Origin of the sequence: Plantibacter sp. ME-Dv--P-122b (genome assembly GCF_030209375.1) — a bacterium.
Classification (GTDB): Bacteria; Actinomycetota; Actinomycetes; order Actinomycetales; family Microbacteriaceae; genus Plantibacter.
This window is the reverse complement of record NZ_JARVSC010000011.1, coordinates 28,413-54,433: the sequence shown is the minus strand read 5'-3', so window position 1 is coordinate 54,433 and position 26,021 is coordinate 28,413. Positions and strand designations below refer to the sequence as shown.

At 70.2% G+C, this 26,021-nt stretch carries 19 protein-coding genes; 9 read left to right on the top strand and 10 right to left on the bottom strand.

The window, feature by feature from the left end; genetic code table 11:
* Nucleotides 1-2: 2 nt before the first annotated feature.
* The 3 genes from QRN19_RS17415 to QRN19_RS17405 are packed head-to-tail and all read right to left on the bottom strand — an operon-like array spanning nucleotide 3 to nucleotide 4,240.
* A complete protein-coding gene (locus QRN19_RS17415) occupies nucleotides 3-980 on the bottom strand; it encodes an ABC transporter permease (RefSeq protein ID WP_285028488.1) in 978 nt (325 codons plus the stop codon).
* A 4-nt stretch (nucleotides 981-984) separates the two neighbouring features.
* Entirely contained in the window at nucleotides 985-2,685 is a 1,701-nt protein-coding gene (locus QRN19_RS17410) for an extracellular solute-binding protein (RefSeq protein WP_285028487.1), read from the bottom strand.
* 37 nt (nucleotides 2,686-2,722) lie between these two features.
* Nucleotides 2,723-4,240 (bottom strand): carboxylesterase/lipase family protein, encoded by a 1,518-nt coding sequence (locus QRN19_RS17405; RefSeq protein ID WP_285028486.1) that lies wholly within the window; start codon nucleotides 4,238-4,240, stop codon nucleotides 2,723-2,725.
* Nucleotides 4,241-4,450: 210 nt separating this feature from the next.
* On the opposite strand from QRN19_RS17405, the gene QRN19_RS17400 reads away from it, so the two are divergent.
* Nucleotides 4,451-5,176, top strand: coding sequence for a FadR/GntR family transcriptional regulator (locus QRN19_RS17400; RefSeq protein WP_285028485.1), 726 nt, complete (start codon nucleotides 4,451-4,453; stop codon nucleotides 5,174-5,176).
* 4 nt (nucleotides 5,177-5,180) lie between these two features.
* Here the strand turns inward: QRN19_RS17400 and QRN19_RS17395 are convergent, their stop codons facing one another.
* Nucleotides 5,181-6,188 carry a glycosyl hydrolase gene (locus tag QRN19_RS17395; protein WP_285028484.1) on the bottom strand — a complete coding sequence of 336 codons (1,008 nt, stop codon included), beginning with the start codon at nucleotides 6,186-6,188 and terminating at the stop codon, nucleotides 5,181-5,183.
* 235 nt (nucleotides 6,189-6,423) lie between these two features.
* Between QRN19_RS17395 and QRN19_RS17390 the strand changes: the two genes are divergently transcribed.
* Nucleotides 6,424-7,083, top strand: a complete 660-nt coding sequence (locus tag QRN19_RS17390) for a HEAT repeat domain-containing protein (RefSeq protein WP_285028483.1) — start codon at nucleotides 6,424-6,426, stop codon at nucleotides 7,081-7,083.
* Between the two features lie 24 nt (nucleotides 7,084-7,107).
* Here QRN19_RS17390 and hisD read toward each other — a convergent pair whose 3' ends face one another.
* From hisD to QRN19_RS17375, 3 genes are all read right to left on the bottom strand, one after another.
* Nucleotides 7,108-8,424 carry a histidinol dehydrogenase gene (hisD, locus tag QRN19_RS17385; RefSeq protein WP_285028481.1) on the bottom strand — a complete coding sequence of 439 codons (1,317 nt, stop codon included), beginning with the start codon at nucleotides 8,422-8,424 and terminating at the stop codon, nucleotides 7,108-7,110.
* 94 nt (nucleotides 8,425-8,518) lie between these two features.
* Nucleotides 8,519-9,451 carry a LysR family transcriptional regulator gene (locus tag QRN19_RS17380; protein WP_285028479.1) on the bottom strand — a complete coding sequence of 311 codons (933 nt, stop codon included), beginning with the start codon at nucleotides 9,449-9,451 and terminating at the stop codon, nucleotides 8,519-8,521.
* Nucleotides 9,452-9,481: 30 nt separating this feature from the next.
* Nucleotides 9,482-10,345: a nitrilase-related carbon-nitrogen hydrolase gene (locus QRN19_RS17375; RefSeq protein ID WP_285028476.1), complete on the bottom strand. Its 864-nt coding sequence runs from the start codon at nucleotides 10,343-10,345 to the stop codon at nucleotides 9,482-9,484.
* Nucleotides 10,346-10,531: 186 nt separating this feature from the next.
* Between QRN19_RS17375 and QRN19_RS17370 the strand changes: the two genes are divergently transcribed.
* Nucleotides 10,532-12,025 carry a purine-cytosine permease family protein gene (locus QRN19_RS17370; protein WP_285028474.1) on the top strand — a complete coding sequence of 498 codons (1,494 nt, stop codon included), beginning with the start codon at nucleotides 10,532-10,534 and terminating at the stop codon, nucleotides 12,023-12,025.
* A gap of 50 nt (nucleotides 12,026-12,075) precedes the next feature.
* On the top strand, nucleotides 12,076-14,943 hold the full coding sequence (locus QRN19_RS17365) for a hypothetical protein (RefSeq protein WP_285028472.1): 2,868 nt from the start codon (nucleotides 12,076-12,078) through the stop codon (nucleotides 14,941-14,943).
* Between the two features lie 13 nt (nucleotides 14,944-14,956).
* On the opposite strand, the gene QRN19_RS17360 is transcribed toward QRN19_RS17365, so the two are convergent.
* From QRN19_RS17360 to QRN19_RS17350, 3 genes are all read right to left on the bottom strand, one after another.
* Nucleotides 14,957-16,615: an extracellular solute-binding protein gene (locus tag QRN19_RS17360; RefSeq protein ID WP_285028469.1), complete on the bottom strand. Its 1,659-nt coding sequence runs from the start codon at nucleotides 16,613-16,615 to the stop codon at nucleotides 14,957-14,959.
* A 101-nt stretch (nucleotides 16,616-16,716) separates the two neighbouring features.
* Nucleotides 16,717-17,604: a carbohydrate ABC transporter permease gene (locus QRN19_RS17355; protein WP_285028467.1), complete on the bottom strand. Its 888-nt coding sequence runs from the start codon at nucleotides 17,602-17,604 to the stop codon at nucleotides 16,717-16,719.
* Entirely contained in the window at nucleotides 17,601-18,596 is a 996-nt protein-coding gene (locus QRN19_RS17350; RefSeq protein ID WP_285028465.1) for an ABC transporter permease, read from the bottom strand. The genes QRN19_RS17355 and QRN19_RS17350 overlap by 4 nt, the downstream gene beginning before the upstream one ends.
* Nucleotides 18,597-18,737: 141 nt before the next feature.
* On the opposite strand from QRN19_RS17350, the gene QRN19_RS17345 reads away from it, so the two are divergent.
* From QRN19_RS17345 to QRN19_RS17325, 5 genes are all read left to right on the top strand, one after another.
* Entirely contained in the window at nucleotides 18,738-19,829 is a 1,092-nt protein-coding gene (locus tag QRN19_RS17345) for a substrate-binding domain-containing protein (RefSeq protein WP_285028462.1), read from the top strand.
* A 104-nt stretch (nucleotides 19,830-19,933) separates the two neighbouring features.
* On the top strand, nucleotides 19,934-20,962 hold the full coding sequence (locus QRN19_RS17340) for a hydroxyacid dehydrogenase (protein WP_285028460.1): 1,029 nt from the start codon (nucleotides 19,934-19,936) through the stop codon (nucleotides 20,960-20,962).
* Between the two features lie 29 nt (nucleotides 20,963-20,991).
* Nucleotides 20,992-22,908 (top strand): heparinase II/III family protein, encoded by a 1,917-nt coding sequence (locus tag QRN19_RS17335; RefSeq protein ID WP_285028458.1) that lies wholly within the window; start codon nucleotides 20,992-20,994, stop codon nucleotides 22,906-22,908.
* Nucleotides 22,905-25,082, top strand: a complete 2,178-nt coding sequence (locus QRN19_RS17330; protein WP_285028456.1) for an alpha-galactosidase — start codon at nucleotides 22,905-22,907, stop codon at nucleotides 25,080-25,082. The genes QRN19_RS17335 and QRN19_RS17330 overlap by 4 nt, the downstream gene beginning before the upstream one ends.
* Before the next feature lie 9 nt (nucleotides 25,083-25,091).
* Nucleotides 25,092-25,994 carry a PhzF family phenazine biosynthesis protein gene (locus tag QRN19_RS17325; RefSeq protein ID WP_285028454.1) on the top strand — a complete coding sequence of 301 codons (903 nt, stop codon included), beginning with the start codon at nucleotides 25,092-25,094 and terminating at the stop codon, nucleotides 25,992-25,994.
* Nucleotides 25,995-26,021 lie beyond the last annotated feature (27 nt).

Here is a 26,021-nt window from a genome sequence, read left to right as displayed (position 1 = left end):
GGTCACAGGACCCCCTCCGTTCCCATTCGTTTCGCCAGACGGTTGGCGCCCAGCACCAGGAGCGTGCCGATGACGCCCTTGATGAGTCCGGCGGCCGCGGAGATCCCCCAGTCGCCTCCGACCACGCCTCGGAAGTACACGAAGGTGTCGATGACCTGCGCAGCATCCGCGCCGACGATCGGTTGTTGCAGGAGCAGCTGCTCGAACCCGACGGTCAGCACGTTGCCGACGGTCAGGACCAGCAACAGCGAGATCACCGGGACGAGCCCCGGCAGGGTCACGTGCCACGTCTGCCGCCACGGTTTCGCGCCGTCCACCGCCGCGGCCTCGTAGAGTTCCTGCGGGATCGCCGCGATCGCCGCGAAGAAGATGATGGTGCCCCACCCGATGTCCTTCCAGATGACCTGCGAGGTCACGAGGAGCTTGAAGGTGTCCGGATTCGACATGATGTTGACGCCGTCGACCCCGAGGGACTCGAACAGCCCGGCGACCGGTCCAGCGCCGCCGAGGATCTGCTGCCAGATGGAGATCACGATCACCCAGGAGATGAAGTGCGGCAGGTAGACGATCGACTGCACGACCCGCTTCACGCGGGACGACAGCAGGCTGTTGAGGAGGAGGGCGAGCAGGATCGGTGCCGGGAAGGAGAAGACGATCTGCAGGACGGCGATCTGGATCGTGTTGACCACCGCCCGAACCACCTCCGGGTCGCTGACGATGCGGACGAAGTTGTCGAAGCCCACCCACGGTGAACCCTCGATCCCCAGGAACGGCGAGAACGCCTGAAAGGCGACGACGTTGCCGAGGATCGGGACGTAGGCGAAGAGCACGAAGAACAGGAGTCCGGGCAGGATGAGCGCGTACATCCGCCACTCGCGTCGCATCCGGGTCCCGAGCGGGGTGCGATGCCGACGGGCCGCGTCCTCCCGACGACGATCACGGGCGGCGGAGCGCGCCGGCCTGGTCTGCAGCTGCGTCATGACGTCACTTCCGTTCGTCGAGGAGCTTGCGGTAATCGGCCTTCACCTGGTCGCCACCGGCCTTCCGCCAGTCGGACCGCCAGTCCTTGATCGCGGAGACCGAGAGCTTGCCCGAGACGATCTTGTTGCGGTAGTCGTCGTTGATCTGGGTCAGCTGGGCCCCACGGCTCGTCTGCGTAGTGGACGTCAGGCCGACGACCGGGCTGTCGACGGCGGCCTTCGTGAGGTACTCCATCTGCGCGACGAGCCCGTCGGCGCGCCCGGCGTTCTCGTTGTTCAGCATGATGTACGGCGGTGCGGTGACGCCCAGCCATTTGAGGCCCTGGAGGTTGGCGAGGGCGGTCGCGTCTCCCGTCGAGACGATCTGCTTGCCCGGTCCGAAGGTGTAGTTGTAGCCCTCCAGACCGGAACCGCCGATGAACAGGTTCTCCTCGGTGCCGAACGGTGCGGCCCACCAGTTGAGGAAGCGGAGGAGCTCGGCGAGTCGTTTCGGGTCCTTCGCGGCGGAGGCCGAGATGGCGTCGAACCCGCCGTAGCCGGGTCCCGCCTGCACCACGATGTCGTCACCGTCATGTCCCGGCGGGAGCAGGTATCCGACTTTGGCCCCACTCGTCGACTGTTCGACCTGCAGCATGCCCTGCGAGGAGAGCCAGGCCGGGTCGTCGAGTTCGAAGGCGATCTGGCCCTCGAGCCAGAGCTGCTTCTCCTTGCTGCGCTGGGAGTCGGATCCGAGCGCGATCGCGTCGGGGTGGAAGACCTTCCGCTTCCAGAGGTCGGCCAGGTACTCCATGGTCGCCTCGAACTCGTCGGTCTCGATCGTGTTGACGAGTGAGCCGCCGGAGCCGAGCGTCCAGTCCGCGCCCGCGCCGAACATCCAGCGCGACAGCAGTTGGATCTGACCCGTGCCGAGGCCACCGACGGCCCACACACGCCGGCCGGCGTGTTCGCCGAGCTTCGCGATCTCCGCCAGGACGTCCGCGAACGCCGCCGCATCGGCTGGCTGGCCGGTCGCGCCGACCGCCTCCATGAGGTCGGTGCGGATGACGGGGCATGCCGTCACGCGCGGGCTGGTGCGCGGGACGCCCATGATGCGGTTGCCCTTCGCCGAGTTGCGCCAGGCGTGGGTCTCGAGGTTCGCGAGGTTCGGGTACTCGAGGACGGCGTCGCCGCCGAGCGCGTCCGACAGGTCCGCGAACGCACCGGCCTGGATCGCCTGCTGAACGGCCGGCACCTCGTCGCGGAGGTACATGATGTCGGGGAGGGTACCGCCCGCGAGCGTCGTCGCGACCTTCGCGTCGTAGTTGTCGCCCGAGGCGTAACTCGGCTTGAAGTCGGCGTTGATGCGCTTGTTGAGTTCCTGCCAGAACGGGTTCGACTCGAGCGGCGCGGGTGGTGAGAAGTAGAGCATCTGGAAGGTCTTGAGTTCACCACCCCGACCCGGTGCCGAGGCCACACTCGCCCAGTAGCTCGCCGGGTACGAGGTGTACACCGGTTGGACACCGGCCACCTGGCTCACGATGGCCGTCGCGTCGGCGGCCCGCTGCGCCCGGAAGGTGGGGAGGAGGAGTTCGGATCGTGCGGCCTGCGTGCCGGCTCCCCCCGGGGAACATGCGGCGAGGGCCAGGGCGGCCAGGCCGCCGACGCCGAGACCGAGCGCCGTCCGGCGCGTGAGTTGGAGGTCGTGCAAGGGGTTCGTGTGGGACATCTGTCTTCTCCTCTGAAGCCGATGTATCGGTCGATTGTCAGTGCTGGGGTTCGAGTGCGGCCGGTGCGTCGGTGAAGCGCCGACGGGCGGCGAACGGGTCCCGGGTGCTCCGACTCTGCTCGTCGAGGACGAGCGTGGAACGCTCGTGCCCGTACGGAGGCCATGCGGCGTCCGGCGTCGCAGGATCGCCCGTCGCGACGAACGCCGCCCAGCCGCCACTCATGCGCTCGCTGAGTTCGAACGGTGCGTCGTCACCGACTTCCTCCCGGGCCGTGTCGCTGTCGTCGAGGTGACGGAACACGAACGGCAGCTCGAGCGAATGGCCGGAACGGCGGGCCCAGCTCGGCGTGTCCGCCCGGCTCCAGGAGAAGAGGTAGCCGAAGGTGTTCGCGGACGCGGCCGAGCGGGCGTCGAGCAGGCGGCTCACGGGGCGCCGGTAGAGCCGGTCGGAGACATAGGACTCGAGCGCGGCGACCGCGTCCGGCGATCCGCCGTCGTCCTCCGCACAGGCCTCGACGTAGGCCGCGGCCGAGCCAGGTCGGCCGTCGGCTTCGAGTTCCCGCTCGAGTGTGGCCAGGGCCTGTGTAGGCGGGAGACGGAGGAGGTCGACATAGCCGCTCGCCTCGTTCCGATTCGTCCCCACGATCGCGTCGATGTGGGAACCTGCCCCTGCGGCGATCGAACGCAGCGGGACGTCGTGGAGGAAGCGACCGTCGACGACGGGCCTGAACGGGATGCCCGGTCCACGGCGCGTCGCTCGCCAGCGGTCGACCATCCGCTCCTGCGCCGCGACGAGTTCCGTGGGAGTGGCGCTCAGCAGACGGCGTCCGTCGGCGTGCGGTCCGGCGAGCTCCAGCAGCAGCTCGTCGGTCACCTCAGCCGCTTCGTCGAGCGTGTGCACCCGCTCGGCTGTGGCGCTCTCGATGATCACGCGTCGGAACGGGGAGTCCAGGGAGCTCTCGGCGAGTAGCGCTGCGACGGCCACACCGCCGGCGGACTGTCCCATCACCGTGATCCGGGTGGGGTCGCCGCCGAACGCGGCGATCTCGTCCTGGACCCACTGCACGCCGGCGAGGGTGTCGCGGAGGGCGAGATTACCGGCGTCCGCGTAGTCCGGGCCGAGCAGATGGTCGAGCCGGAGGGAGCCGAGGGCGCCGAGACGGTAGGCGATCGAGACCACGATGACCCCGTGGGCCGCGGCGAGCCGAGCGCCGTCGCACAGCGGGTGCGCGTTCGAGCCGTACAGGTGCGCACCGCCGTGGACCCAGACGAGGACCGGACGAGGCGAGTCGGAACGCCCGCCGGGCAGCCAGACGTTCGCCGTGAGGCAGTCGGTCTCGCTCATCGGCGCGGCTCCGGCGCGTCCGGCGTCCTGCCAGGCGATGGGGCCCTGAGCGCTCGGGCGGACACCCCGCCACCCGTCAACTCGCTCGGCGGGCAGGAACCGTTCCGCGACGCGGGCCGTCGGGACTCCGAGGACCGCGACCGCGGCGCCATCGGGGGTGTCCAGACCTTCGCCGCGCACCCGGCCTGCTGATGTGACGTACTCGAACACCTGACTCCCATCGACGTTGACGGATCGATCTTGCGCCTCACGGGCAAAAGTTGTCAAGCAACTTTCTCGAAAATCTTCATGCTTTCGATGATGGCACTGGCCTAAGTAGTCAGTTTCTGCGCCGTTCTCGCGAGAACAGGCCCGCGAAGCTGTCTGATAACTTTCAATCGCTGTTGTCGCCCTGCGAAAGTTGTCTGATACCTTCGCGTCATGGATCGCACCGGAGGGACCGAGTCGCGGGTCGAGGACATCGCGGACGAACTGCAGCGGGAACTCGCCGACGAGTTCGAGTTCGGAGCGAAGCTGCCGAGCGAGTCCGAGCTCTGCGAGCGCTACGGGATCAGCCGGGCCACGGTCCGTGAGGTGCTGAAGGTCCTCAGCGGCCGAGGGCTGATCGAGCTGGGCCGAGGACGCAGGGGCACCGTCACCCGTCCGACGAGCGAGGTGCTCGGTGTGCAACTCGGAGCCCTGGTCCGACGCGACCCACAGCGACTGATCGAGCTCGCGCAGATCAGAGACTTCCTCGACGAGTTCGTCGCTCAACGGGCGGCCGAGCAGTCGTCGCCGTCGGCCTCCCACGCGGTGGACTCTGCGCGATCCGCCCTCGACCGCATGCGCCACGCACCGTCCGGCGACGCGCTCGGCGTGGCCAACGGCGAGTTCCATGCAGCCCTCGTCGATGCAGCGGGTAGCGAAGTCCTGTCCTTCCTCCTTGACGGGATCGAGAGCGCGTTGGTCTCGACGCAGCGTTCCGCCTACGGGGGCCGACTCGTCCGCGACGAGACCTCCGAGGATTCCCTCGCGGTCCACGAACAGCTGCTCGACGCCGTCGCCGCCGGGAAGCCCGATGATGCGAGGACCGCCGCTCGGGACCACGCCAGGCTCGTCCGAGCAGGGCTGCGCCACCGGGTCGCCGCCCTGCTCGGAATCCGCTGAGCGGCTAGGGCAGGACCACCTCGCCCTGGTTGAACACTCGCGGGTGGAAGTAGGCGTTCTGGATCTCGGCGTTGGAGTTGTTGGCACGCAGTTGCTCCGACCAGATCATGAAGTACGACCAGCGTGTCTGCGACTGCAGGAGGTTCGCGTCGGGTGCCTTCCCCAACTCGGCGATCGCGATCGGCTTGGTACCGGCGATCGTCTGTATCTGCTGATAGTCGGCGGCGCTCGGGTAGTTCTTGTACCAGACGTCGAGTGAGACGACGTCGACGTACGAGTTCCCCGGGTAGTAGTTGGCCCAACCGCCGGCAGGGTTGTCCTGCACGTTCCAGACCCAGATCAGGTTGTCGAGTCCCTGCGCATCGAAGTAGTCACGCATCTGCTGGAAGATCTTCGCCCCGCCGTTCGCGCCCGACCGGCCACCCCACCAGTTCCAGGTCTCGTTCATCTCGTGGAACGGCCGGAACAGGACGGGGACGCCGGCGTCCTTGAGCTGCCGCAGGTAGGGCACCACCTCAGCCATGCGCTGCCGCCACGTCGCGTTGAGGGCGGTGCCGCCCGTGACGATCTGGGTGAACTGGGTGTTCGAGATCTGGGTCTTCACTCCGCCCTCGAACTCGCAGGTGGACGGCCCCGTCGGTGAACAGGCGTGCCAGGTGAGCGCGACGAGCGAACCGTTCGCCCACTCCGTCTTCGCCTGGTCGATCACCCGCTGCCGGTTCGCGGCGTCCTGGCCGCGGAACATGAGGTCGCCACCCCACAGCCCCGGGTACTGACCGGTGACGTCCTTCACCTGCTGGGTGTACTGGCCGGGAGCACTCGCTGGTTCCTTGTTGTGCTGACCCGATACGACGTTCGAACCGGTGATCGACCGGAGGTACTGGATCACCGACGCCTTCGTCTTCGCCGGGAACGCCTCCGCGGGTGCCGATTGGCCGACCCCTGCTCCCACCAGGCCGACCACGAGCACGGTGGCGAGCGCCAGTCGTGCGGCACGGATGTGTGACTGCATCATCGTCTCCTTCCCGCGTCTCCTCATTGAGACGACGGTCCCAATAGACTTCCCGGTCACCCGTCGCAGGTCAAGACCTTTCATGACTAATTAATCAAAGTGGGGTGCTGCCTGTCGTGGACAGTGTCGTCGGCGCGACCGTTGTCGGGCGGTAGGCGTACGGCTTGAGGGACCTCGAACCGTCTGCCGCACGTACGCTGGTCTGAGACGGGATGCAGAACCTGAGGAGCGGACCATGAGCCAGGAGCACGACGCCGCCGCGGCGAACGGTCTGGGCATCGCCCTCCGCGCACCCGTCCCCTCGGACCGACTCCAGGCAGCGCTCGCGGCGGGCACCACCCCGAAGACCGCCTACATCGAGGTCCTCATCGACCGATGCGCTGTGGAGCCCGACTTCTTCGTCCGCGACATGCTCACCTGGGCGCTCGTGCGGCACGATCCGGACGTGACCGTGCCCCGCCTGATGGAGGAACTCGGGTCGGTCTTCCCGCAAGCCCGCAGCCAGGCGCTGCACACCCTCTCCAAGACCGGGGACCCACGCACCTGGTCGGCCATCACCCTCGCACTGCTTGAGGACGAGGAGGATCAGGTCGCCCGAGCCGCATGGCGCACCGCCGCAGGGGTCGTCCCCGAGCGGGAGGCACCGGCACTCGCCGAGCTGCTGGCGAGGCAGTTCGGCCGGGGCGATCGCGAGGTGCAGCTCAGCCTCACACGCGCGTTCGACACGATCGGCGAGCCCTCGATCGAACCTGTCGAACAGACGGCTGCATCCGACGCGTTCGACCGTGAGGCCCGTGCGCACGCCCGCGCGACCGCCCGGATCCTCCACGACCCCGAGCTGGACTTCGACGAGGCGATGCAGGAGGCCCTGCACTCGCTCCGCCAGGGTGACTGACGAAGCGGGTGCGCGCCGACCGCCTCAGCGCAGGCGGGCCGTCCGCAGGGTCGCGGTCGCGCTGTGCGCCGCCATGCCCTCCGAATCGGAGATGACCTGCACCGCGTCGGCCAGCTGGGGCGTCGCCGACTCGGCGATCCGCTGGTACGTGAGCGGCTTCAGGAACCGCGACACCGAGAGCCCGGCGCTGTGCTTGGCGCCGCCGGCGGTCGGCAGCACGTGGTTCGTCCCCGCCATGCCCTTGTCCGAGTAGGCGACGGTACTCCACGGGCCGAGGAAGATCGACCCGTAGTTGAGCAGTCGCCCGTGGTACCAGGCGTCGTCGGCCGTGATGACTTCGAGGTGCTCCGGAGCGAGGTCGTCCATGAGCGCCGCGGCGGTCTCGCGGTCGTCGGCCACGGTCACGGAGCCGTAGTCGCGCCAGGCCGGCCCGCAGATCGACTCGGTCGAGAGCGTCGGGAGCTGGCGTTCGACCTCGGCGATGACCGCGCGGCCGAGCTCCTCCGACGTGGTCACGAGCGCGGCCGGCGAGTTGGGTCCGTGCTCGGCCTGGCCGAGCAGGTCGGCGGCCACCAGGATCGGGTCCGCGGTCTCGTCCGCGAGGACGGCCACTTCGGACGGACCGGCGAGGAGGTCGATCGCGACCGTGCCGAACAGCTGTCGCTTCGCCTCGGCGACGAAGGCGTTGCCCGCACCGACGAGCATGTCGATCGGTAGCTCACCGAGCAGCCCGTAGGCCATGGCGGCGAGCGCCTGGACCCCACCGAGGACGAAGACCCGGTCGACACCCGACACGTGCGCGGCGTAGACCACGGCGTCGTTCGCACCACCGTTCGGCTGCGGCGGGGTGCAGGCGATGACCGTCGGCACGCCGGCCTGCTTGGCCACACCGACCGTCATGAACGCGCTGGCGGTGAGCGGGAACCGGCCGGCCGGGAGGTAGGCGCCCACACGGGAGACGGGCACGTACTTCACGCCCGTGACGAGTCCGGGGACAAGCTCGGTCTCGAAGTCCTGCAGGTGTGATCGCTGCTCCTGGGCGAAGGCACGGGTGCGCTCGCCGCCGAGGTCGATGGCGGCGCGGAGGTCCGCGGGGAGGCGGTCGCCACTGGTCGCGATCTGCTCGGGCGTCAGCTCGACGTCACCGCCGTCGTACCGGTCGAGCCGTCGCGCGGCGTCGAGCACGGCGTCCATGCCGCGTCGCTCGATGTCGAGGAGCATCGCGGAGACGGTCTCGATGACGGCCGGGTCGCGCTGCGCCGGTGGGGCGTCGACGAGCGGGGTCTTGAGGTGACGGAAGGAGCCGTCGAGGGACTGGAGCACGGGAGGACTGAAACGCATGCTGCGAGCGTACGAACGCGGCGCGGGGGCGACAACGGGGGACGTGCCTGCCCGAGCCATCGGGTCATCCGATACGCCGGTTCGCGGGTGTCGCTCAGCGTCTCGGAGTGGTCGCGATCACCTGGTCGGGCTCCGCCGCCGCGAGCAGGGTGTGCTCGGCGAGCTCGGCGATCCGCGCGGTTGCCGGCGACAGGTAGGCCCCCTCGCGCTGGACGAGCGCGATCGTGTCGTAGAGCGGTTCGGCGAAGGGGGTGAGCGTCAGCTGCTCCGGGAACCCGCCGGTGCGGGCGACCGTGCCGGACACGATCGTGTCGGCGGCCCCGGTCGCCGCGAGGCTCAGGGCGGTCTCCACGTGCTCGACCTCGACGGCCGGTTCGATCGACCGTCCCTGCAGGCGAGCGCGCTCCAGCAGTTGGAGCCGCGTGGGGTCCCGCCAACCGGCGTAGGCGTCGTAGAGCACGAGCTTGGCGTCCGCGAACTCGTCGATCCCGACCGGGCCCGCCGCGGGATCCCTGGTGGTGGAGGCGTAGAAGACCTCGTCGCGGAAAAGGGGCCGGATCGCGAGGCCCGTGACGGGGACCGGGAGGACGACGAGCCCGGCCTCGATCTCGCCGCTCGCCACGGAGTCCGCGACGAGGGCCGAGTTCAGCCCCACGAGTCGCACGCGCACATTGGGGTACCGCTGGTGGAAGCGCTGCACCAGGTCGGACAGCTCGTAGTAGGCGGCGTTGCGCAGGACGCCGAAGGTGCACACGCCGCCGTCGAGGGAGGTGATCGCCGAGAGCGCGTCGAGTCCGCCGTCGATGGCGGCGACCGCGCGTCTGGCATGCTCGCGCAACTCCTCGGCGGCCGCCGTCGGGACGAGCCGACGCGCACCACGGGCGAACAGCTGCAGGCCGATCTCACGCTCGAGGCGGCTGACGAGCTCCGACACGGACGCCTGGCTGCTGTCGAGTTCGGCGGCTGCGGCGGTGAACGAGCCGCTCTCATAGGCGGCGAGGAAGGCGCGGAGTTGCGCGAGGGTCATGCGGTCAGCCTAGCGAGGAGCGTTCTCCCGTCACTGCGCCGTGAGCGTCCCGTACAGCTCGGGCCGTCGGTCGGCGAGGACGTCGTTGCGCGGACCGATCCGGGTCGCGCCCCGGTCGATGCGAATCGTCGCGTCCACCCGTCCCCGAGCGTCCTTCTCGCCGACGGGCCACCCGTCGGCCGGGATGATCGTGGTGCCCTCGGTCCAGGGGTTGCCGGCCTCGGTGCCGGAGCGGTCGCAGCACACGATCGGGATCGCGGACGCGCGTGCCGCCGCCATCGCCTGGACGACCTCGGGCGCCCGCTCGCCGTCGGGCCGTTCGACGAGCGGCCAGTTCGTGGGGACGACGAGCAGGTCCGCACCTCGGAGCGCGAGCCCCCGCGGCACCTCGGGGAACTCGAGGTCGTAGCAGACGAGGACGCCGAGCCGGCCGAGCGGCGTCTCGACCACCGGCTGGGCCTCGCGACCCGCCACGAAGACGGACTGCTCCTCGTCCCACAGGTGCACCTTCCGGTAGACCCCGAGCACGCCCGCGGCACCGAGGACCAACGCGCTGTTGCGGATCTCCGAACCGTCCAGCTCGCAGAAGCCGACGACCAGCACGGCGTCCTCGGGGAGCAGCGAGGCCCAGTCGCTGAACACGGGTGCGTCGCTCGGGAGCGCGACCGCGCGGGCCACCTCCGGGCTGCCCAGGTAATAGCCGCTCGTCGCGAGTTCGGGCAGCACGAGGAGCTGTACCCCGTCCGCGACGGCGCCCCTGATGGCCGTCTCGATCGTGCGCAGGTTGCCGTCGAGGTCGCCGAGGACGGGGGCGAGCTCCTGGGCGCGGACCCGGATGGTGCGCGCGGCGGGGTCGGCGTGGTCGGTGGCGCCCGTGGGGTCGGTGCTGGTCATCCAGCGATCATACGAAGCCCTCGCGGACGGGACCATCGTGTTCCCCGATGGTTGCGATCGGGGCATGCCGATTGTGGACGCCGGTGGCCTGCGGATACCGTCGTCGGCACGAGCGAGTCCCCGACCCGAGGCAGACCCCCGCTGCCCGTCCCACTCCTCGACCGCCCGAGCCCTGGAGGCCAGCCCATGGCGACACCCGCCGACCCCACGTCCCCGTCCGGTTCCGCCATCGGTGGGTCGGACACCCAGCCGTCCCTCGTCGAGTCCCGCTCGATCGACTGGGTCCCGCTCGCCGAGCGTCACGGTCGCCCGCGCTCACTGTTCTCGCTCTGGTTCATGTCGAACGCCCAGGTGACGACCCTGGCGACCGGCATGCTCGGCGCAGCGCTCGGAGCGAACCTCGCGACATCGCTCCTCGCGATCGTGCTCGGCGTGGCGGTCGGCACCGTGTTCACGGCCTTCCACTCGGCGCAGGGACCGCAGCTCGGGCTCCCGCAGATGATCCAGTCGCGCGCCCAGTTCGGCTACCGCGGCGTCGTCCTCATCTGCGCGATCGTCGTCTTCAGCCTCGTCGGGTTCAACATGTTCAACCAGATGCTCGGCGCGGACGTCCTCACCATGACGACCGGTGTCGACGCCGGTGCGGGTTGGTACGTGCTCATCAGCGGCGTCGCCGTCCTCCTCGCGATCTTCGGATACTCCTGGATCCACCGCACGCAGTCGTGGCTCACGGCGCTGTTCCTCATCACCTTCGGGCTGTTCACCGTCGTCGTCCCCTTCGTCGTGCCGCTCCCGGCCGACGCCCTGTCGCTCGCGAACTTCAGCTGGACGGCGTTCCTCGTGCAGTTCGGTGGCGCCGCGGCCTACGCGCTCGGCTGGGCGCCGTACGTCTCCGACTACTCGCGGTATCTCCCGCCGCAGACGAACCCGGGCCGCGCGCTGGCCTACACCTACGGCGGCGTGTTCGTCGGTGCCGTCTGGCTGATGGGCCTCGGCGCGTTCGTCGCCAGCGCGTTCCAGGGCGCCGACCCGCTCGAAGGGGTCCGCGAAGCCGCCGACGCCATCCTGCCCGGCTCGGGCACCTGGCTGCTCATCGCCGCACTGCCCGGACTGATCAGCGTCATCACCGTCAACATCTACGCGGCCTCGATCGAGACCATCACGATCATCGACTCCATCCGACCGGTCCGGCCGACACGTGCCCTGCGGGTCATCACCTGCCTCGCGATCGCCGCGGCCGCCGTCATCGGCTCACTCCTCAGCACCGGCGAGTTCCTGGCGAACTTCAGCAGCTTCCTCGTCGTCCTGCTCTATGTCCTCGTGCCGTGGACCTCGATCAACCTCGTCGACTACTACCTCGTCCGGAAGGGCCACTACGTGGTCCGCGACATCTTCACCCCGAACGGCGTCTACGGCGCTTGGGGCTGGCGCGGCCTCCTCGCCTACGTGATCGGGATCGTCGCGATGATCCCGTTCGTGGTGACGGTGTGGTTCACCGGTCCGATCGCACAGGCGCTCGGCGGTGCCGACCTCGCCCTGTTCATCGGTCTCGCCGCCTCCGCGATCGCCTACGTGCTCCTCTCCCGGTCGCTCGACCTGGGCCGCGAGCGGGCCGCGGCGGAACGCGACGTCACCGAGACGGGTCACCAGGCGGTCGCCTTCAGCTCTCGGCGACGCTGAGCATCGGACGTCGTCCGGTCGGTCGCCGTCTCGCGATTACACTCGACGGCGTGACGGGAACGGACGAGGTGAGCGGACCGGACGCCGTCGAACCCGAGGCCCGTATCCCGGACCCCGCACCGCGGCACACGCCGCTGTGGGTCGTGCTGTCCGCGTGGCTGCTGCGAGTCGAGCGGTGGCTGCAGTCCCGCGGCGGCCCGCGGTTGCGCAGAGCGCTGCGGCTGTTCTGGACCCTGGTCGCGGTCGGTGGCGTCATCCTCCTGGTCGGCCCGGTCATCAACCCGCCCCTCACCCTCGACGATCTCACCGACGAGGCGTCCGACGTCACGGACACCTGGATCGCCCGCTCCTTCGATGCCGACTACCGCGTGACCACGGACCAGGACGGTCGACTCGTCACCGAGGTCGAGGAGCGCATCGACGCGTTCTTCCCCAAGGACCTCGACGATCGGACCATCGAGCGGGTGCTCGCGACCGAGTACCAGGGGCACGCGCTCGACCCGTCCTTCATCACGGTGACCCTGGACGGCGTCGAGCAGGACGTGACCCGGGAGCGGGCGGCGGTCTTCCTCCGGCTCGTCGTCGACCCCGGCGAGCAGCTCACGGGCGACCACGAGCTCGTCATCCGATACCAGCTCTCCGACCTCGCCTACGTCGACACCGACGCGGCGACCGGGCGACCCGTCGACCTCCTCCGCTGGGACGTGTTCGGCCCCGATCTGCAGCAGGCCGTGGCGAAGCTCGACGTCCGGGTGACCATCCCGCAGGAGCTCGACGACCGTCTCGTCCGCCAGCCACGCGGCTCCCTCGCCTGGACGCTGGTCGGTGCCGGGCAATGGCTGACCCCGGAAGCCGACTCGCCTCCCGGCGAGGTCGCCTACGCGTTCACGAGTGACGACGCCGCCCCGCCGCACGCGCAGGCGCGGTTCACCATGCCGTTCGAGCCCGGCTCGATCACCATGCCCCCGCAGTCCTGGATCTTCTGGGTGCAGACCTTCGGGCCGGTCCTCCCCCTGCTCGTCCTCGCAGCGACCCTCCTCCTGTCCTTCGCAGCCAGGGCCGTCGCGTGGGGCGACGCGCGTGGACGTCCGTGGTACCTCGCCCAGTCGGAGCCTCCGGAGGGCATCACGCCCCGCACCGCGGCGCACCTCCTCCGGTCGCCCGCGACGATGGAGCTCGCCGAGCGACTGAAGGACGCCGCCATCAGCGGCTCGAAGGAGCAGACCAAGCGACAGGCGCGCCTCGTTGCGGCCGCAGGCGCCGCCAGGCGGGCCGGCCGTCTGGGCGATCGACCCCGTGCCCTGCGCCGGTACCTCACCGGGCCGGAACGCGCCGGACAGATCCGTGCGGGTCTCCGCCGGGTCCCGAAGGGCTTCGTCCGCGACTGGTTCATCGCCGCACCGATCGCGCTGACCCTCCTCCAGTGGGGCATCGTCCGGCAGCTCTCCCATCAGACCGTGCTCGCGGTGGTGTGGTGGCCGCTCGCCTTCGTCGCCCTCTCGACCGTCTTCGCCGGCATCGTGCTCGCGATCGCCCTGACCGCCCGGCCGCTGACCCGCAAGGGTGCGCTCGTGAAGCAGCACCTGCTCGGCATCCGGGTGTTCGCCGAGCGGACCCAGCTGCTCGACCGCGCCAGCCTGCGCGACCGCCTCCTGCCCTACGCCGTGCTCGGCGCTCCACCTCGGGCGACCGGCCGACGGGTGGCCGCGCTGCTCGCCCCGGAGATCACCATGCCGGCCGCCGCGGCCGAACGCGCTGCACGCGCCGACGGGTCGAGAGCGGGCTTCCTGAGCGGTCCGCGCATCGCCGTCCGGGTGCTCGCCGTACTCATCGTCGCCGGCGCGATCGTCGCGGTGAGTGTCCTCCCGGCCCCGTCGTTAGAGCCCACGACGCCCCGTTCATTCATGGGGGACATCCCCGGATCGACCCTCACGACGATCGCGACAGCCGACCTCGACGCAGAGCTCACGCGGACCGACGGCGACGGTGCACGACTGCGCGTGACCGAACGGCTCGGTGTGGACTTCTCCGACGAGGGCTCGGTGCCTGCACAGGTGGTGCGCGAATGGCCCGCCGTGGTCGACGGCCAGGACCTGGGCCTCGCGGTCGACCGCGTGACGGTCGACGGCGATGACGCGCCCTTCACGACGGAACACGGGGACGGCCGACTGCTGCTCCGCACGACCTTCGCCGACGTGCGCACCGGCCTGCACGACGTCGTGATCCAAACGACCGCCACGAGGCCGGCCGTCGCCGCGACCGTCGATGGACGGGACGTCGACCAGGTCAAATGGGTCGCGCTCCTCGACGGCTGGACGAGCGGCGTCGCCTGGGATGAGGAGGTCGCGCAGGGACCGTTCCGGCTCAGCTTCACCGCCGACGACGAGCTCCTCGACGCCGCCGTCGACACCGGGTGGACCCCCACCGATGCCGGGACGTGGCGACCGGCGGCGTCCCAGGGCGGTTCCGGCCGCGAGACGGCGACCGTCGAGCTCACGCCTGACGACGACGGCGGATGGCCACTCGACGTCCGTGGCGACGACCTCGGCGTGGTCCTCGACCTCCCGGCCGGGACGGTCGCCGGTACCGACGCCGGCGCCGCTGGCTGGGCTCGGGCGGCTGCCCTGGCACCGGGGCTCTTCGCAGTGGTCTTCGCGGGCATCGCCGTCCTCGGTTCCGTGATCGGCGCCCTCGGGTCGGCCCGGCGCCGCGCCCCGAAGCCGGGTCTGGCCCGCGATTCGGTGCGCTGGCTGACCCCGTCGGCCCTCGCCGCCGCAGTGATCCTGGGCATCTGGACCCTGAATGGCGTCGCGGGCGACGACCCGTTCGGCGACCTCGTCCTCGGTGGGCTGATCGCCGGCGTCGTGGCGGTCATCGCCTGGTACGGCGTCGTCATGTGGGCCAGGCCGCGCGCCTGACCGCCGGCCGCGGTCAGGACAGCTTCTCGAGCTCCTCCTGGTACTCGGCCCGGACCTTGTCGTTCGTCGACGACTTCCAGGAGGCGATGCCCGACTTCACCGTGTCGAGATCCGTCCGGCCGAGGATGTACTCGTTCATCGTCGACGAGAGGCTGTTCGTCGCCGACGACGTCTTCCCGGCGGTCTCGGAGTAGAGGCCGGTGATCGGGCTCTTCTGCAGCATCGGTGAGGCCTTCTGCTGCCACTCGTGCGAGCGACGCAGCCGCTCCTCCATCGGGACGGCACTCGCGAGGATCTGCGGGGCAGCGGCGAGCCGGTTCAACGAGGTGGGGCCGATCTGTGCGGACCCCGCCTCGGTCAGGACGACGCGACCGTCCGCTTCACGCGTGTGGTGCTCGCCGGCACGACCGTACTGGAGGAAGAACCCTTCGGTGCTGCCGTACGGGGCGGCGAGGTGGTTGAGCAGCGTGAGCAGCTCCTTCACCCGGGCCTCGTCCGCCTGCTTGATGGCCGTGAACGAGAACATCGACGACCCCTGGTAGACGATGCCGTCGCCACCGTCCGCCGCGAACGGGAGGATCGCGTCGTACAACACGCCCTCCGGCGCACTGGGGTCGATGATCGCCGAGATGCCGTCCTGGTGCATGAGGACCGTGCCGTTGGCCATGTAGGTCTTCGCCTGCGAGCCGGAGATGCTCGGGGTGTCGGGGTGGTAGTACCCGGCGTCCTTGAGTTCCTTGATGTACGAGAGCGTCTCGAGCCAGCGGTCCGACTCCCACTTGTGCACGAGCTTCGAGCCCTGCAGCTCCCAGCCGTTCGGGACGCCGAACATCGCCCCCATGAAGTCGTAGCCCCAGTCGACACTGTCGCCGTTGCTCTGCCCGCTGATCGCGTAGCGGTTGCGCTTGGCGTCGGTGACCGCCTTGCACAGCTCGGTGAAGTCGTCCTTCGTCTTCGGCGTCGGCTCGGCCCCAGTGAGCTCCTTGATGAGGTCGGGTCGCGAGATGAGCATGTTGCCGAAGGGCGGCCGGTTCACCGGGACGCCGTAGATGCGACCGTTGATGCGGCAGCCCTCCCAGGACGGCGTCGGCAGGTTCGCGAGGTTCGGGTAGGTCTTCACGTTGTCGCCCGAGAGGTGGTCGGACAGGTCGGCGAACTGGGCCTTCAGCAGCTGCGGGTAGGAGGGCGGCAGCTGGAAGGCGAGGAACTCGACGAGGTCCGGCACACTGCCGCCCGCCATGACCGTGGCGAACTTCGGCGCGAAGGAGTCGGCGGGGACCACCTGCAGGTCGAGCTTGCAGCCGAGTTCCTGCTCGGCCGCCGTGAGATAGCTGTTCGACGCCGGCGCCGGCGGGCTGTACGAGATCACGAAGCCCGACACCGTCCCACTCACGGCGGCCTTCCCCGACACGGAGGTGAAGAGCTCCGCCTCCTTCGGCGCGGAGTAGTACACCGGCTGGACCGTCGCCGAACCGGCGAGGTCGGGCGTCGGCCCTTTCGTGATCGGTACGTAGGTGGGCAGGGGCACGAGTGCGCCGGAACCCGCCGCCCCCGAGGTCGCACCGCCGGGGGTGCAGCCGGCGAGCGTCGAGCCGAGGCCCAGGACGGCCAGGCTGACGCCGGCCGCGGTGAGGAAGGTGCGGCGTGACAGGCCGGGGGTGGTGTCGTTCATCGAGGTCTCCTTCGAGGTGGGGCGAGCGCCGGAGGCGCGGTTCGGATCCCGGCGACGGTGCCGGGGTGTGGTGTGGTGTCGTGCGGCGGGACGCGGACCGGTCAGCCCTTGACGGCGCCGGTCAGCACCCCCTTCGTGAGGTGGCGTTGCACGAGCGGGTAGGCGATGAGGATCGGGACGATGGCGATGAGCACCACGGCCATCTGCAACGACTCCGCCGGCGGGAGCACCGAGGCGTCCGAGGCACCGCCGACGAGTGAGGACCCCTGCAGTACGTAGGTGCGCAGGACGAGCTGCAGCGTCCACTTGGAGGTGTCGTTGATGTAGAGCAGCGCGTTGAAGAACGCGTTCCAGTACCCGACGGCGTAGAAGAGGGCGACGACGGCGATGACGGCGCGGGACAGCGGCAGGACGATCGTCCCGAGGATGCGGAACTCCCCGGCGCCGTCGATCTTCGCGCTGTCGATCAGCTCCTGCGGGATGCCCATCATGAAGCCGCGCACGACCACCATGTTGAACACGCTGAACGCGCCGGGCAGGATGAGCGCCCAGACGTTGTCGAGGAGACCGAGCTGCTTCACCATCAGGTAGAGCGGGATGAGGCCGGGGGTGAACAGGAACGTCGCGAGGACGATCATGAGCACCGGCCGCTGGAAGAACGACCGCCGACTGAGGGCCCAGGCCGCCGACACGGTGCAGACGAGGCTGATGAGCGTACCGACGACCGTCACGAACAGCGTCACGAGGATCGCCCGGGTCACCACCCCGCCGGCGAGGATCTGCTCATAGGCGTCGAGGGTGAAGGACTTCGGCCAGACGACGTAGCCGCCGGCGGCCGTGACGTCCTCGGCGGTCGACACGCTCGTGGAGACCACGATGAGGAACGGGAACAGGATGACGGCGAGGATCATGACGATCGCGAGCGCCTTGAGCGCGAGGACGACGGGCTTCGGCTTCCCCGCCCAGACCGGTCGGACGATGGTGCTCATGATTTGGAATACACTCCCTGCTCGCCGAGCATGTGCGCCGCCTTGTTGGCGACGAGGATGAGGATGAGACCGACGAGCCCCTTGATGAGCCCGGCGGCGATGCCGGTGCTCCAGTTCCCGTCGATGACCCCGTGGTAGTAGACGTAGGTGTCGAGCACCTCGGCCGCGCCGGGCCCGACGGCGTTCCGCTGCAGGATGATCTGCTCGAACCCGACGGAGAGCGCCTCGCCGAGCCGCAGGATGAGCAGGAGCACGATGATGGGCCGGATCCCCGGCAGGGTGATGTGCCAGAACCGACTCCACGCGCCCGCACCGTCGATGGCTGCGGCCTCGTAGAGCGAGTCGTCGATGGCCGCGAGCGCCGCGAGGAAGATGATCGTGCCCCAGCCCGCGTCCTTCCAGATCACCTGCGAGGACAGCAGGAGCTTGAAGGTGGCCGGGTCGGACATGACCGAGATCGTGCCGAGGTCGAGCTGGCGCAGCCAGGTGTTCAGCACCCCGCCCGAGCCGAGGCTCTGCTGGAAGAAGCCGACCACGATGACCCAGGACAGGAAGTGCGGCAGGTACAGCACCGACTGGACGGTGGCGCGCAGCCACGGCCAGGTCAGGGAGTGGATGAAGATCGCCAGGGCGATCGGCACCGGGAAGAACAGCACCAGCTGAATGAAGGTGATCTGGAGCGTGTTCGAGACCGCGTTCCAGAACGCCTGGTCGGCGAAGAGGGCCGTGAAGTTGGCGAAGCCCACCCACGGGCTGTCCGGGATCGGGATGTAGGGCTGGTAGTCCATGAACGCGATGACGTTCCCGAGCAACGGGATGTACACGAACAGGAGCAGGAGCACGACCGCCGGCGTCACCATGATCAGCAGCGGGGAGTCACGGCGGAACTGCATCCGGAACGGCACCTTCCGCCTCGTCGGCCGGCCTCCGGACCCCGCTGGGGCGATCGGTGGTCGGATGGTCTCCGGCCGATCGGTCGTCGTCGCGCTCACAGCAGCTCCCTTGCTCACGGCGGAGGCCTGATCTGGGGCATCCGCGCCGTTCTCTCGAACGTTGGCCATCATTCGCGGGGCCGCTGAGTAAAGTCAAGATCATTCAACCATCCGAACAGATATCGAACATCGGAGATGACCATGGCGCTCTCGCACCGGCACGACCGCATCCTCGCGGAGCTGCGGATCCACGGGAGCCTCTCCGCGGCCGACTTTGCCGAGCGCATGGGCATCTCGGCGATGACCGTCCGGCGGGACCTCCGGGAGCTCGGCGAACAGGGGCTGCTCCGCCGTGTGCACGGCGGAGCGGTGTCCGTCGACACGCAGCCGACCACCGGTATCGCACATCGCCCGGGGGCCCGTCCGTCGCCGTCCGCCGGCGCAGCCGACACCCTGTTCACCTTCGGATTCGTGGTCCCGGACCCGAGTTACTACTTCCCGACGATCGTGGCCGGTGCGGTCGAGCGGGCTCAGTCGCTCGGCGGCAGGATCGTCCTCGGCGTCTCGCGCTACGACCCGGCGCGCGAACGCGACCAGATCGAGCGGCTGCTCGCCGGTGGCGTGGACGGCCTGCTCGTCACCACCTCGGCCCTCGACGCCCTCCCCACGCTGGAGCGGCTCGAACAGGCGCCGGTACCCGTCGTCCTGGTGGAGCGGTCGGTCGCCGAGTCGCCGGTCGGCGACGGCCTCGAGTTCGTGCGAAGCGACCACGCGGCCGGCGCCGTCACGGCGATCCGCCACCTGGCGGCGCTCGGCCACGAACGCATCGGCATGGCGGCCTTCGACACCCCGACGACCCCCGCGCTGCGACTCGGGTACGAACGCGCCGTCCGCCAACTCGGCCTCCGCGCGGACGCGACCACCGCCATCATCGACGATCAGCGCGGGGTCGGCGAGCAGACCAGGCAATACCTCGAGGCCTGCGTGGCGTCCGGCACGACGGCGGTGTTCCTCCACTCGGACCACTACGCGGTCGAGTTCGCGGACGCGGCCCTCGACTTCGGGCTCTCGATCCCCGGCGACCTCTCGATCGTCGCGTACGACGACGAGGTCGCCGGCCTGGCACGGGTGCCGCTCACGGCCGTCGCCCCACCGAAGCGCGACATCGGCCGGTTCGCGGCGACCATGTGCTTCGAACGCATCTCTGCGGCCTCGCAGCAGGGGTTCGCCGCTCGGCACATGAACCTCCGCCCGAGCCTCAGCCTGCGCGACTCCACCGCCTCTCCACGCTGACATCGCTCTCTGTTCGTTTGATGTTCGTTTGATCGGTCGCGCTTGACACCACCGAACGGCACGCACTGGGATGGACCCTGCTGTCGAGACGACCGGAGGCGACGATGCTGCACAGCCAGAGCCCCCGTCCGGGCGTGATCGGCTTCCTCATGCCGGATGGCACGTTCGACCGGGTCTTCTCCGCGTCGGACCTCGACCGGCTGCGGTCCGACCCCCGCGTCCGACTGGTCGCCGACCGGCCGCTGCATCCCGAGCTGGCTGACGACCGCGCACGCCTCGGCCAGGTCGAGGTGCTCGTGACCGGCTGGGGCTCCCCGGTCCTCGACGAACCGCTGCTCCGCGCCCTCCCGGCGCTGCGCGCGGTGGCCCACTCGGCGGGAAGTGTCCGGGGCATCGTCACCGACGCCCTCCTCGAACGTCGCGTGGCGCTCACGTCCAGCGCCGACGCCAACGCGGTCCCGGTCGCCGAGTTCACGCTGGCGATGGTCATCCTCGCCGCGAAGCGCACGTTCTGGGCGGCGGACGCCCTGCGGGCCTCCCGGGCACCCGTCGACGGCGAGCGGGTCTGGCCGACGGTCGGCGGGAACGGGATCACCGTCGGTGTCGTCGGGGCCTCGCGCATCGGCCGGCTCGTCATCGAGCGGCTCTCATCGCTCGACGTGCAGGTGCTGGTCGCGGACCCGACGCTCGATCACGAGCAGCAGCTGGCCGTCGGCGTGCCCTGTGTCCCGCTCGAGGAGCTCGCCGCCCGGAGCGACATCGTCACACTCCATGCACCGGCCCTGCCGTCGACCCGTCATCTCGTCGACCGGTCGCTCCTGCAGGCGATGCGTCCCGGCACGACCGTCATCAACACCGCGCGGGGCGACCTCATCGATCATGAGGCGCTCGCCGATCGACTCGACCGCGGCGACCTCGTCGCCATCCTGGACGTGACCTCCCCCGAGGTGCTGCCGCCGTCGTCGCGGCTGTGGTCCACCCCGAACACCGTCATCACCCCGCACATCGCGGGCTCCGCCGGCAACGAACTCGCGCGTCTCGCCACCAACACGGTCGACGAGGTCCTGCACCTCGCCAGGACCGGGACCTTCCGACAGCCGATCACCCTCGCAGCACTCGCCCTCCAGGCGTGACCCGACCATCGAGCAGGAGCAGCCAGATCATGACCCTCCCAGTGGACACCACCGCGCCGACGGCCCAGAGCTTCGCTGGACGGTTCGGGCCGAGCGCGCGGCTGGCCCTACGGGTCGGAGGTTGGCGTGCTGGCCCTCCGATCGGGGACCGCGCCGCCTGGGACCGGGTCGCGGAACGCGATCGTTCGGCGTTGCTCGACGCCGCCCGAGCGTGGTGCGCGGAAGCGGACCGCACGCCGCCCACCCTGTCGCTCTGGGCACGGTACAGCGCCGACGGCGAACGGACCCCGTACGAGACGGCGCAGCAGGCGCTCCTCGGCGCGGTCGCCTCCTCCGCGCTCGCGCTCGGCGTGACCGACGACGACGACTGGGCCGTCGAGCTCGGCGACCGGATCTGGCGACTGTGCGAACTCACCGCCTGGTGCCTGCCGTCCCACTACGCCCTGCCGGAGTCCGGCGAGCGCCCCTTCCTCCCGGTCCCCGGTCGTGACGTGCTCGACCTGTCCGACGGGTATGTCGGCGGCATGCTCGCCGCGATCGACACGATCGCCGGCGACCGACTGGAGCGACTGTTCCCCGGGCTGCGGGCTCGGGTGCACGCCGAGATCAGACGCCGCGTGTTGGACCCGTGGCGCGACGAGGTGGACTTCTGGCACGGGCTCGACGGCCCGCCGAACAACTGGGCACCGTGGATCGTGTCGAACGTCCTCGTCTGCTCGGCCGTGGTCGAGACGGACGTGGACGCGCTGTCGGCGTCGGTCGACCGAGCGCTCGTCATCCTGGACCGGTTCCGTGCCGGGTACGCCGAGGACGGGAGCTGCGATGAGGGCGCGACCTACTGGTGGTGGGCGGGGGCGACGCTCTTCGAAGCGCTCGACCTCCTGGGCGAGGTCACGGACGGTGGCTTCGACGGGTTCGCGGTCGCACCGGTGGCCGCGATGGCCCGGTTCCCGATGGCCATGCAGCTCTCCGCCGAGTCGCAGGTGAACTTCTCGGACGGGTCCGCGAACCTGCCGGCGAACGCGACCTGGAACCTGCTCGCCCGGTTCGGCGAGCGCGTCGGTGACGAGGCGGTCGCGGCGCACGCGCGCTGGATGGGTCGGCTGCATCCGCTCGGCTTCTCGGGCCAGCTCGCGCCGCTGTTCCGCCGCACCCTGGCGGAACTGCTCGACCCGGGGTGGACGACGTCGGGTGACGCCGCGCCCGGGATGCCGGCGTCCTGGTACGCGCCGGGCACGGAGGTCGCGGTGTTCCGGGAGGCCGCCGGTCGCGTGGACGGATGGGCGGTCGCGGCGAAGGGCGGCCACAACGACGTCAGTCACAACCACAACGACGTGGGTGGGGTCATCGTCTCGCTCGACGGGGCGCCGGTCCTCATCGACGTCGGTGTCGGGGTGTACCGCCGCGACACCTTCATGCCCGACACCCGCTACGGCATCTGGACCATGCGGAGTGCGTTCCACAACGTCCCGCTCCCGGCCGGGATCGAGCAGCCGCACGGGCGGCGGTACGAGGCGACCGGCACACGGTTCTCGGACGAGGGCAGTGGCGCCTCCCTCGCCATGTCCCTCCAAGGCGCCTACCCGGTCGAGGCGGGACTCACCGCGCTCGGCCGCACGGTGACGCTCGACCGTGCGGACGGTGCCGTCGTCGTCGAGGACGCCTGGACGTTCGCGGAGGCTTCGCGGATGACGCTCACCCTCCTGACCGCCGTCGAGCCGATCGTCGCCGACGACGGGATCCTGGTCGGTGCCGCGCGGATGGAGACCGACACCGCCTCGTTCGACGCCGAGGTGGACCGCATCGAGATCGACGATCCGAAACTCCTGGAGGTCTGGGGGCCGACCGTCTCCCGGATCCGCCTGGTGCAGCGGTCGACTGCGACGAGCGGAGCGCACGCCCTGCGACTCTCCAGGGCGCTGTCCGCGGATAGGGTCGGACGATGACCGCAGACACCGTCGTCCATCTCCGATCGCGCTCGGTGAGCGTCGTGCTCGATCTGCGCGACGCCCGACCACCGTCGATCGCGTACTGGGGCGCCGACCTCGGCCCCCTCGGAGAGCCGGAGCTCGCCGACCTCGTGCGGGGTGCGGAGCGCTTCGTCACGGAGAACGCCCCTGATCGCCCGACGCGTCTCGCGGTGCTGCCGGAGCAGAGCGAGGCCTGGCTCGGCCGGCCCGGGATCACCGGCAGTCGCGACGGACGTGACTGGTCGCCGCTGTTCACCATGGGGACCGCGCAGGTGACGCCGCGCTCCGTCACGGTCGACGGGCGCGACACCGAGGCCGGGCTGTCGGTGCGGCTCGAGTTCGAGCTGAGCGAGGCCGGCCTCCTCCGTGTCCGGGCCACGCTCGGCAACACCGCCGACGGCATCTTCCGGCTCGACGACCTGCATCTCGCCCTGCCGATCCCCGCCCGCGCGCGTGAGGTCCTCGATCTCGCGGGCCGCTGGGGCAAGGAGCGGACGCCGCAGCGTGCACCGCTCCACGTCGGTGCCTGGGTCCGCGAGGACCGACGCGGACGGACCGGCCCCGACGCCCCGCTCGTCCTGAACGTCGGCGTCCCCGGCTTCGGCTTCGCCGCCGGTGAGGTTTGGGGTGTGCACGTCGGATGGAGCGGCAATCAGCGGCATCTCGCGGAGCGGGTCTCGACCGGCGATCAGGTGATCGGGGGCGGCGAGCTGCTCCTGCCCGACGAGGTGCGCCTCGGTCCAGGCGAGACCTACACGAGCCCATGGGTGTACGGCGCGTACGGTGACGGCTTGGACGCCCAGGCTGCACTGTTCCACGAGCACCTGCGCTCGCGGCCGAGTCATCCGACCAGGGATCGCCCGATCACCCTCAACGTGTGGGAGGCGGTCTACTTCGATCACGACGCCGCGGCGCTGACGGAGTTGGCCGAGGTCGCCGCCTCACTCGGGATCGAACGGTTCGTCCTCGACGATGGCTGGTTCCGCGGCCGACGGCACGACCGGGCCGGGCTCGGCGACTGGTTCGTGGACGAGGCGGTGTGGCCGGAGGGCCTGCAGCCGCTCGCCGACCGGGTCCGTGCGTTGGGCATGGAGTTCGGCCTGTGGTTCGAGCCGGAGATGGTGAACCTCGACTCGGACCTCGCTCGCGAACATCCGGACTGGGTCATGCAGACCGGCGGTCGGCTGCCCGTCCCGGCCAGGAACCAGCACGTCCTCGACCTCGGTCGGCCCGAGGCGTTCGCCTCCGTCCTGGAGCGGATGACGGCGATCCTCACCGAGGTCGACATCGCCTACATCAAATGGGACCAGAACCGTGACCTCGTCGACGCCGGCTCGGCGCCCGGCGGCCAAGCCGGCGTGCATCGTCAGACGGCGGCCGTGTACCGGTTGATGGACGAGCTCGCGAACCGCTTCCCCGGGCTCGAGATCGAGTCCTGCTCCTCCGGCGGCTCGCGGGTCGACCTCGGCGTCCTCGAACGGACCCAACGGGTCTGGGCCTCCGATTGCAGCGACCCGCTCGAACGGCAGCAGATCAACCGTTGGACCGCCCAGCTCGTCCCGCTCGAACGGCTCGGCGCGCACATCGCGTCCGGGCGGTCGCACACGACCGGCCGCTCCCACGAGCTGTCGTTCCGTGCCACGACCGCGCTCTTCGGACACCTCGGTGTCGAGTGGGACCTGCGGCAGGCGTCACCGGCGGAGCTCGACGAGCTGCGCGAGTGGTTCGCCCTGTACCGGTCGACGCGTGCGCTGCTGCACACGGGACGGCTCATCCGCGAGGACATGGTCGACGACGCGCTGCAGATCACCGGCGTGGTCGCCGCGGACGGCTCGAGCGCCCTCTACGCGCTCGCCTTCCTCGGGCGCTCGGACGTGGCCAGGATCGGACGGTTCACCCTGCGCGGTCTCGACCCGGAGCGCCGCTACCGGGTGCGACCGCTGCGCATCGGCGAACCGGCCGGTGGTCGCACCGTCCCCGCCTGGTTCGGTGACGAGGACGACGTCGACGGTCCGCTCGCGGGCTGGACCGGCGTCGTCGCGTCCGGCAGGTCGCTCCTCCACGCCGGTCTCCAGACCCCGTCGTCGCACCCGGAACGCGCGTGGATGGTCGAGGTCACCGCCGTCGGCGACGACGACCTCGCGAGATAGCATCGTCGGATGTCGAACACGCGACCTCCCGAGATCCTCCGCCTCACCGCCTTCGCCGCCGAGCCCGGCGGAGGCAACCCGGCGGGGGTCGTCCTCGACGCCTCGTCGCTGTCCGACGCCGAGATGCAGGCGGTCGCCACCGAGGTCGCGTATCCGGAGACGGCGTTCGTCGTCGATGCGGGTGTGGACGGCGACGACCGCCACGTGCGGTTGCGCTACTTCTCCCCCGGTGCCGAGGTGCCGTTCTGCGGTCACGCGACCATCGCCACCGCCGTCACACTGGCCGAGCGCCGTGGCGTCGGACGCTTCACCCTGGAGACGAACGTCGGACCCCTCGTCGTCGAGACCGCGTCCGACGCCGACGCCGGGTCCGGTCCCGACTCCGGACGGATCACTGCGTCGTTCACGAGCGTCGAACCCACCGTGCGCGACCTCGACGACGAGGTCGCCGATCGCCTGCTGTCCCTGCTCGGACTGCAGCGCTCCGACCTCGACGAACGGTGGCCGCTCCGCGAGTCGTTCGCCGGCAACCGGCACCCGGTCGTCGCGGTCCGTGAGCAGGCTGCGTTCGACGCCTTCACCTTCGATCCTGCCGCCCTGCGCGCGCTCATGGACGAGCAGGGTTGGGCTGGGACCGCAACGGTCGTCCACGATCACGGCTTCGACGACGCCGGCCACCTGCACGTCGAGGCCCGCAACCTCTTCCCGGTCGGAGACATCACCGAGGACCCGGCGACCGGTTCCGCTGCAGCCTCCCTCGGCGGCTACCTGCGAGCGCTCGGCCTGATCACCCCTCCGGCCCGCATCCTCATCCGGCAGGGCCACCACGTCGGTGCGCCCAGCCTGCTGACCGTCGACGTCCCCGCCACCGGCGGCATCTCCGTGACGGGTACGGCGCAGCCGATCGTGTGAACGTGACGACGGGGTGCCCTCGGCGGG